General features: G+C 37.5%; 10 protein-coding genes. 4 read left to right on the top strand and 6 right to left on the bottom strand.

Annotation, left to right across the window (positions count from 1 at the left end; all coding sequences use genetic code 11):
- The first annotated feature begins 88 nt into the window (after positions 1–88).
- Positions 89–337, top strand: a complete 249-nt coding sequence (locus NL42_RS11095) for a hypothetical protein (protein ID WP_016138343.1) — start codon at positions 89–91, stop codon at positions 335–337.
- Positions 338–468: 131 nt separating this feature from the next.
- Here NL42_RS11095 and metK read toward each other — a convergent pair whose 3' ends face one another.
- Positions 469–1,635: a methionine adenosyltransferase gene (metK, locus tag NL42_RS11090; protein WP_016138342.1), complete on the bottom strand. Its 1,167-nt coding sequence runs from the start codon at positions 1,633–1,635 to the stop codon at positions 469–471.
- Positions 1,636–2,174: 539 nt separating this feature from the next.
- Between metK and tkt the strand changes: the two genes are divergently transcribed.
- Complete coding sequence (gene tkt, locus NL42_RS11085) at positions 2,175–4,163, top strand: transketolase (RefSeq protein WP_446090567.1); 1,989 nt, start codon at positions 2,175–2,177, stop codon at positions 4,161–4,163.
- 56 nt (positions 4,164–4,219) lie between these two features.
- Here tkt and NL42_RS11080 read toward each other — a convergent pair whose 3' ends face one another.
- The gene (locus NL42_RS11080; protein WP_005304635.1) at positions 4,220–4,627 is read right to left on the bottom strand and encodes an OsmC family protein; all 408 of its coding nucleotides are present in this window, start codon (positions 4,625–4,627) and stop codon (positions 4,220–4,222) included.
- Positions 4,628–4,845: 218 nt separating this feature from the next.
- On the opposite strand from NL42_RS11080, the gene NL42_RS11075 reads away from it, so the two are divergent.
- Positions 4,846–5,427, top strand: a complete 582-nt coding sequence (locus NL42_RS11075; protein ID WP_461312777.1) for a YceI family protein — start codon at positions 4,846–4,848, stop codon at positions 5,425–5,427.
- A gap of 44 nt (positions 5,428–5,471) precedes the next feature.
- Here NL42_RS11075 and NL42_RS11070 read toward each other — a convergent pair whose 3' ends face one another.
- Positions 5,472–6,062: a lecithin retinol acyltransferase family protein gene (locus NL42_RS11070; RefSeq protein ID WP_016138339.1), complete on the bottom strand. Its 591-nt coding sequence runs from the start codon at positions 6,060–6,062 to the stop codon at positions 5,472–5,474.
- A 193-nt stretch (positions 6,063–6,255) separates the two neighbouring features.
- On the opposite strand from NL42_RS11070, the gene NL42_RS11065 reads away from it, so the two are divergent.
- Complete coding sequence (locus NL42_RS11065; RefSeq protein WP_461312776.1) at positions 6,256–7,002, top strand: phosphodiester glycosidase family protein; 747 nt, start codon at positions 6,256–6,258, stop codon at positions 7,000–7,002.
- Between the two features lie 37 nt (positions 7,003–7,039).
- Here the strand turns inward: NL42_RS11065 and NL42_RS11060 are convergent, their stop codons facing one another.
- The 3 genes from NL42_RS11060 to NL42_RS11050 all read right to left on the bottom strand — a co-directional run.
- A complete protein-coding gene (locus NL42_RS11060; RefSeq protein ID WP_003651412.1) occupies positions 7,040–7,270 on the bottom strand; it encodes a hypothetical protein in 231 nt (76 codons plus the stop codon).
- Between the two features lie 248 nt (positions 7,271–7,518).
- Entirely contained in the window at positions 7,519–8,604 is a 1,086-nt protein-coding gene (gene trmA / locus NL42_RS11055) for a tRNA (uridine(54)-C5)-methyltransferase TrmA (protein WP_461312775.1), read from the bottom strand.
- A gap of 106 nt (positions 8,605–8,710) precedes the next feature.
- The coding region (locus tag NL42_RS11050; protein ID WP_461312774.1) for a GrpB family protein at positions 8,711–9,103 on the bottom strand (393 nt) is incomplete at its 5' end.

The following is a 9,103-nucleotide window of genomic DNA, read 5'->3' as shown; positions in this document are numbered from 1 at the left end:
ATAGGATAAATATAAAGGATGTATAAATTAAAAATGTAGCAAACCTATTAAAACAACAACGGTTGAAATGAGGGAAGGAGGGTTACCTATGCTATATCAATACCATTGTGCGTGTTGCGACAAAGTTGTGGCATCAACTGATAAATCATGTCCATATTGTGGCTCGCAACATATTCGAAGCCCATATGGTTTGTGGATGTTTTGTGTGATGGCTTGTCTAGCGGTTGTCGTCGTATTTAAAGTTGTCCATATTTATGTCCAGAACCATCAAGATACGCCAATGCAGTCAACATTACTTGATGTGCTAAATCAGGATGATAAAACGACAAGGCAATAAATTTTGATCATAGATAAAAATGATATGGCATCAAGGATGGTTGCTAGTTGCTAGAAGAGTAAACCCTACATATTATGAAATTTAAATTATAAAAAAGCCCGCTCATTGGCGGGCTTTTTTATGACTTTATATTAAAGGCCAGCAGCATCTTTAAGAGCTTCAACTTTATCAGTTTTTTCCCATGTAAATGCTGTGTCTGATCCTTCGCGACCAAAGTGGCCGTAAGCCGCAGTTTGTTTATACATTGGCTGAATAAGATCCAGCATACGAGTAATACCAAACGGTCTTAAGTCGAAATGATCACGTACAAGTTGAATAATCAACTCATCAGAAACTTTTGCTGTACCAAATGTATTAATTGAAATTGAAGTAGGTTCTGCTACACCAATTGCGTAACTCACCTGAATTTCACATTTGTCAGCAAGGCCAGCAGCTACAATATTCTTTGCAACATAACGACCAGCATATGCAGCAGAACGGTCAACTTTAGATGGATCTTTACCAGAGAAAGCACCACCGCCGTGACGAGCCATACCACCGTATGTATCAACAATAATTTTACGACCTGTTAAACCACAGTCACCCACAGGTCCGCCAATAACGAACATACCCGTTGGGTTAATATGGAACTTAGTCGCAGCATGGAACATTTCAGCAGGAATGATCGGCTTGATAATCTCTTCAATGATCGCTTCTTTAAGCTGGCTTTGAGTAATTTCAGGATCATGTTGAGTAGACAAAACGACTGCATCTAGACGTACAGGCTTGCCATTTTCATATGCAAAAGTCACTTGGCTTTTTGCATCTGGGCGTAACCATGGAAGTGCGCCTGAGCGACGAAGTTCAGCCTGACGTTCCATTAAACGGTGAGCATAAGAAATCGGAGCAGGCATTAACACATCTGTTTCACGGCTTGCGTAACCGAACATCAAACCTTGGTCACCGGCACCTTGATCTTCAGGTTTTTGGCGGTCTACACCTTGCGCAATCTCTGGTGATTGTTTACCAATCATATTGATTACAGCACATGTTGATCCATCAAAGCCAAGATCAGAGTGGTGATATCCAATACCGTTAACGGTATTACGAACAACAGCTTCAACATCAATATTAGCAGTCGTTGTTACTTCACCAGCAAGTACAACAGCGCCTGTTTTTACCAGTGTTTCACATGCAACACGTGCGTATGGGTCTTCTTTTAAGATTGCATCCAAAATAGCGTCGCTAATTTGGTCGGCCATTTTATCGGGATGACCTTCGCTTACAGATTCCGAGGTAAAAACAGCGTACTCGCGCATGAAAGTCCTATCTTGGTTATTTCAAAAGACATAATATGTTACATCGACTTGAGCTTGAGGACCAGTTCATACTGACCAAAAAGCATGAATTTGTTTCATTTATACTGTGTTTTAATTGATAAGTGTATTAGTAAAATTGATATAAAGAATGTTTATTTAAAGTATTGGTATTTTAATAACACGTAATTAGGGTGTTTTTTAGACATATGAATTAACAAAAAGGTTATGTTTTATTAAGTAGGATTTTAAAGAAAAGAAACATGATCGACCTACATAGAGATTTCAAAATATTTTATCTATATATCAAAGTCTAATAGAGCTGCCTGCTCGCATATGGAAGCCGCATTTAAGAAAATGAGCACTGTTTTGTATAACTTAAAGGTCCAAATGTTTTTTGTGTAACCAAGAAACGGTTAAAAATAAAGAAATATACTATGTTGGGGTTTACCCTCAGCCTTTTTTTTAAGACAATATAGCGGCATTGAATTGTTATTCATCTTCTTCTTTTCATCAATCTATTAAAATTGGATTCTGATCTTATGACGACCCCTTTAAACGAACGTCGTATTGCAAATGCAATTCGTGTATTGGCAATGGATGCTGTGCAACAGGCAAACTCAGGGCATCCTGGTGCTCCAATGGGGATGGCAGATATTGCTGACGTCGTCTGGCGCGAGTTTTTAAATCACAACCCAACTAACCCACAATGGGCGAACCGCGACCGTTTCGTTTTATCAAACGGCCATGGTTCAATGTTGCAATACGCTTTGCTTCATTTAACAGGTTATGATCTTTCAATTGAAGATTTAAAACAGTTCCGTCAATTGCATTCTAGAACTCCAGGTCATCCTGAATATGGTTATGCACCTGGTATCGAAACAACGACTGGTCCTTTAGGTCAAGGTATTGCAAACGCTGTTGGTTTTGCTTTAGCAGAAAAGACTTTAGCTGCTCAGTTCAATAAAGATGATTTAAACGTTGTAGACCACTTCACTTACTGTTTCTTGGGTGATGGCTGTTTAATGGAAGGTATTTCTCACGAAGTATGTTCTTTAGCAGGTACTTTACAGCTTGGTAAATTGATTGCTTACTATGATGATAATGGCATTTCAATTGATGGTGAAGTAGAAGGCTGGTTCAGCGATGATACAGAAGAGCGTTTTAAAGCCTATGGTTGGCAAGTTCTTCGTGTAGATGGGCATGATGCTGATGCGATTCGTCAAGCGACAATCGAAGCTAAAGCTGAAACTCAAAAACCAACCATTATTATGTGTAAAACCATTATTGGTTTAGGTTCACCTAATAAGCAAGGTAAAGAAGACTGCCATGGTGCACCACTAGGTAAAGATGAGATTGCTTTAACTCGTGAAGCATTAGGCTGGAAAGAAGAAGCATTCGTTATTCCTGCTGATGTATATGCTGCATGGGACGCGAAAGCAAAAGGTACTGAATCTGAAGCAGCTTGGGATGCGGTATTTGCACAGTATCAAGCAAAATATCCAACTGAAGCAGCTGAGTTACTTCGTCGTATTAGCGGTGACTTACCGGCAGAATTTGCAGCACAAGCAGATGCATTCATTCGTGAAACAAATGCGAAAGGCGAAACCATCGCAACACGTAAAGCGAGCCAAAACACATTACAAGCATTTGGTCCTTTATTGCCTGAATTACTAGGTGGTTCTGCCGACTTAGCTGGTTCTAACTTAACGCTTTGGAAAGGTTGCCAAGGCATTCAAGAAAACCCAGCTGGTAACTACGTATACTATGGCGTACGTGAGTTCGGTATGACTGCAATTGCAAATGGCGTTGCATTGCATGGTGGTTTTGTTCCTTACGTTGCAACATTCTTAATGTTTATGGAATATGCGCGTAATGCAGTACGTATGTCTGCATTGATGAAACAACGTGTAATTCATGTTTATACACATGACTCAATTGGTCTAGGTGAAGATGGTCCAACTCACCAGCCAATCGAACAAATTGCTTCTTTACGTGGTACACCGAACCTAAATACATGGCGTCCTGCTGATACTGTAGAAACTGCTACTGCGTGGAAATCTGCTCTAGAGCGTAAAGATGGCCCTACAGCACTTATTTTCTCTCGTCAAAACTTACCATTCCAAACACGTTCTGAAGAACAAATTCAAAATGTTGCAAAAGGTGGTTATGTTCTTGCTCAAGAAAAAGGCGAATTGAAAGCAATTATTATTGCAACTGGTTCTGAAATTTCTTTAGCAATGGAAGCTTATGCTCAACTTGACGGCGTGCGTGTAGTTTCTATGCCATGTGCAGAAGAGTTTATGAAACAAGACGCTGCATATCGTGAAGCTGTATTACCAGCTCATATTCGTGCACGTGTTGCAGTTGAAGCAGCTCATGTTGACTACTGGTGGAAGTTTGTTGGTCTTGATGGCAAAGTAATTGGTATGACAACTTATGGTGAGTCTGCACCAGCCAAAGATTTGTTCCAATTCTTTGGTATTACAACTGAAGCTGTTGTTGCAGCAGTAAAAGAATTAACTGCTTAAATATTAAAGTAGTGTAAAAAGCGCTCCTCATAGAGCGCTTTTTTTATATTTGAAAATTAAATGCTAAGTTCGGTTTGAATATTAATTTGAGACGTCAGTAATTTATGAATAGGGCAGTTTTCAGCAACTTTTAATAAGCGCTTGTGTTGGTCTTCCGTGAATTCACCTTTAAGCGTGATTTTGCGTTCAATATTATTTTGCCCTTTCTCTGGTTCACCATTTGGGTTTAATGCTAAATCAACTTGAACATGATCAATTTTAATGCCTTTAAGATTCGCATACATCTCTAATGTGATGGTGGTACAAGCGCCTAAAGCAGACAGTAAGATTTGAACTGGGTTTGGAGCAGTATCTTGCCCACCTTTATCTGTAGGTTCATCAGCAAACCATTGGTGACCTGAAGGATCGGTCAGAGTTACTCGATATGGAGTAGAAGTACTTTGTGCTTGAGCAGTATTAGCCATGTTTTACCTTTTTATTGATCAATAAAGTCGAAGTAAAAACGAATTAATTTGAGAATCTAAACACGGTACGAAAGTACCTGTACTTTATAATATTGTTTTTAAATAATAACTGTAACGCTTTTATTGTTGCATGGATGAAACATATCGTTTTATAAAGAATAGTGAATTAAATTACTTGATGTATACACTAACGACTATATCAATAAAGGATACGAAAAATGCATCTTAAAACATTAAGCTTCGGTTTGGCAGTAGCATTGGCTAGTTCAGTTACTTTAGCTGCGCCGGTGGACTATAAAATTGATCCAACACATACAGCTACTGTTTTCTCGTGGAATCACTTTGGTTTCTCTACGCCAAGCGCTAACTTCTCGGATATCCAAGGTGTAATTAAAGTTGATAATGCTAAACCAGTAAACTCATCTGTAAATGTAACTATCCCTTTAAGCAGTGTAAATACAAACGTTCCTGCTTTGGATAAAGAGTTCCAAGAAGAAGCTTGGTTTAATGCAGCTAAATATCCAAACATTACTTTTAAAAGTACTAAAGTTGAAACCAAAGACAAAAAGCACTTTAAAATTACTGGTGACTTAACTGTTAAAGGTGTAACTAAGCCAGTCGTACTTGACGCTGTTTTAAACAAGCAAGGCGAACACCCAATGGCAAAAGTTCCAGCGATTGGTTTCAATGCCACAACTTCATTCAAGCGCTCTGACTTTGGTCTAGGAAACTATGTGCCGAATGTGGGTGATAAAATCACTGTAAACATTACAACTGAAGCAAAAGTTGATAAAAAATAAGTTTTAAGTTTTCTAAAAGGCCCTCATCTTTGAGGGCTTTTTTGTTAAATGGGTTCTTTTTTATCAGGATCTATGAATACTAAAGGGACTGAAGGATCAATATTCCTTTTTTCAGATTTTTCTCTTAGGAATTGGTAAGTAGGAACCTTCATTTTTGCCTGATCGCGTAATTTCTTTTTAATATAAAGAACAAGAGCAAAACATGTTGTTGCCACAGTGAGCATCATACCATTCATATAGCTCATGATTGAGCTTACATATCCAATGGTCGTTAATCGATGCATCATACGTTCAACTTGGGTGCTACTTTCGACTCCAGTGATTGCCCAACTACATAAATGTTCACAGTTATTAATAATCAGATGGTAGTGGTTTTCATGCATACGTGAACGCATCCGGCGTACGATAGCTTTTCCTTTATAGCGTGGAGTGTCATAAGAGCGAACGTGAATTTTTTTGCCATGCGAGAAAGCATCTATTGAAGTGATTTCAATCGGGCGTTTCTTGATGAAATGCGCTAAGCCTGAATAATGAATAACTCGACCTCTCCCAGCATATATACCATGATGGCTATAGCCGAGATGCTTTACGATGAGATGAGCCCCTAAAGGGTAGCGCTTATTCGGTTGCTGCATGCTTACGCTGATCCAATAAAGTGTAGATGGCTTTTATTGAAAAGCTGCTAACCATTATAACCAATATCAGCAATGTGGAGTGTATTGATTACGTCGAATGAATGAGTTCGGTGCATACTCAATCTATTTGCGTTTATTGTATATAATTTAAAGGTTTAATATGAAGAAAAAATGTCATGGCTGGTGGTATTAAATGAAATGGTTGATGTGGTTCTTAACGATATATGGGCTTTTGATTCAGTCTGTCTACGCTATAGAACACGAGCAAGTTAAAACAGCAGAAGGTGACCAATATGATGTGGTTGCAATTAGCAATTTAAAAGAGTTGCGTTTGTTCCTTAAGAATTCCAATAATCAACAATATTACAAAAGCTTTAATAATATTCAGAAAAATTTAAAACAATGTGAGCGACTTTCCTTCGCAATGAATGCAGGAATGTTCCATCCCGGATTTTCTCCAGTAGGGCTTTATGTTGAACAAGCTAAGGTGGTTCAGCCATTAAATGAAAATAAAGGATTGGGAAACTTCTTTTTACAGCCTAATGGAGTGTTAGCTTGGAATAAAAAGCAGGCTTTCATTTTAACAACGCAGCAATATAGTAAACGCGATTTCAACGTTGATTATGCGACACAGTCTGGTCCGATGTTAGTGATTGATGGAAAGATAAATTTCCTTTTTTTACCAGATTCTCAATCGAATAAAATTCGTAACGGAGTCGGAATTCGAAATAATAAACTCTACTTTGTAATATCGAAGAATACCGTGAGTTTCTACAAGTTTGCTCAGTTCTTTCAAAGAAATCTTAAGGTGGAGCAGGCTTTATATCTTGATGGTTCTATTTCTAGTTTATATGTTCAAAAGACAAAGCGTAATGATCAACTATTTGAAATGGGCCCAATTGTTGGTTTAGTCGACCAGACAGGTTGTCGATTAAAGTGAAATATAAAAAAAGCCAGTACAAGACTGGCTTTTTTTATTAGTGAATAGATGGTTTTTGAGTGAGTTCATTTAACTCTTTTCGGCTATAACCACGGGAAATAAGAACTTTTTTAATTCCCTTAATGACATCTTCATCTGTTGCTAGCGCTAGCGCACTTAGAAGTTGTTCATTTGTTTTACATGAGCAGTCATTTTCAACACAAGCAGTTTGGTTTTTATGCTCGTTATGCTGTTGATCTGCCAAGAACAGCTTTTGCCAAAAACTCATAGAGCCTTCATATACAACTTAACATAGCTCGAAATATAGCCAATTTAAAATAAAATACAAGTCTCTATAAGTGATAAATCCACCAATTGAACTCAAGAATTTTCGATAGGAATGCTCGAGTTAAACGAAATTATGACGGATAGATGACTTGATATTTTTTGAAAATTTAAATAGATAAATAAAAAATCATTAAAAAATAAGGAGGTATAAAACCTCCTTACTTAAAACGTTACAATGAAAGATTTTGTTTAAATCTTTTCAAGTAATACACCTGATTCAACATGATGGGTATATGGGAACTGATCGAATAAAGCAAACTTGGTAATACGGTGAGTTAAACCTAATATTTTTAAGTTCTCATACAGCGTATCTGGGTTGCATGAAATATAAATAATACGCTCAAAGCCCTGTAATAATTTCAAAGTTTCATCATCAATCCCTGCGCGTGGAGGATCAACAAATACGGTATCAAAGTCATAACTCTGGATATCAATATTCGCTTCTTGTAAGCGACGGAATTCGCGTTCACCCTGATAGGCTTGAGTAAACTCTTCGGCTGAAAGACGGGCTACTTGAATATTATCAATCTGGTTTTGTTCGATGTTCCATTGAGCAGCATAAACGGAAGATTTTGCAAGTTCAGTAGCGAGCACTCGTTCGAACTTTAAAGAAAGTGGAAGGGTAAAGTTACCGTTACCACAGTAGAGTTCTAATAAGTGTTTTTCCGATCCTTCAGCTGCATCGCATGCCCATTGCAGCATTTTTTTGCAAACTTGTGCATTTGGCTGAGTAAAGCTACTTTCGATTTGTTTATACTTAAATGAACGGTTTAAAAGTTCAAATTTTTCTACAACAAAGTCATCACCAATAATAATTTTCTGGCCACGACTGCGGCCCATAATTTTAATGTCTAATTTTTCAGCAAGCGCTTTAGCAGCTTGTTCCCATTCTTCGTCTAGTTTGCGGTGATAGATTAATGTGACTAACATTTCTCCGCTAAGTGTTGCAAGAAAATCAGCTTCAAATATACGGCTAGAAAGCTTGGGTTCCGCTTTAAGTTCTTCCAAAAGTTTTGGCATTAAATCATTAATGCTTTGGTCTGCAATAGGAAACTCATCAATGCGTACAACTGTTTTCTGCTTGTCATCATCATTACGTTCAAACATGGCATAGAACATGTCATTTTCTGTATGCCAGATACGAAACTCAGCACGCATACGGAAGTGTTGTTCAGGTGACTCAAACACTTCTAATGTATGTGGAGTGAATTCAGAAAATTGGGCAGTAATGCGGTCAATTTTAGTTTGAAGTTGTTGTTGATAAGAAGAGGTCATAGACAAAGAAAATTTAGACAGAATCAAATAGTGAATGGTATCAAAAAAAACGGGGTTACAGGAGCCAATTTTAGCTAGATATCAATAAGGATGACTGTCGTTAAAATTATGTATGTTTCAAAATGCGAGTAATAAAATCTGATTTTATTGCTCTATATTGATCGTGATCTAAATGACTACACTGTAATTTTAATTGATTATATTCATCGACCAGTGCTGGAGAAGCGATAAGCTTATTTCTAAATGTTAAGAAAAATGTGAACTTCGAACCTGTGACTACAATTTGAAAAGCAACATCATCGTTATTGAGTGATTCAAGCATACAAAGTTCATGTGTTCTCAGCGTGTTTTGTTTTTCTATAAAGTTTAGCTTTTTTAATTGTTCGATTGCGAATTCGAACTGATCAGGCTTAACTTCAATATAAATATCTAAATCACCCTTTGAAATTGCATTCGGTATTGAAGACGAACCAATATGCTCAATTTTGGCAAATGGTAG

Source organism: Acinetobacter sp. GN11 (assembly GCF_054823985.1).
Note: the sequence above shows the minus strand (reverse complement) of the source record. Positions and strands in the feature narration are given on the sequence as shown.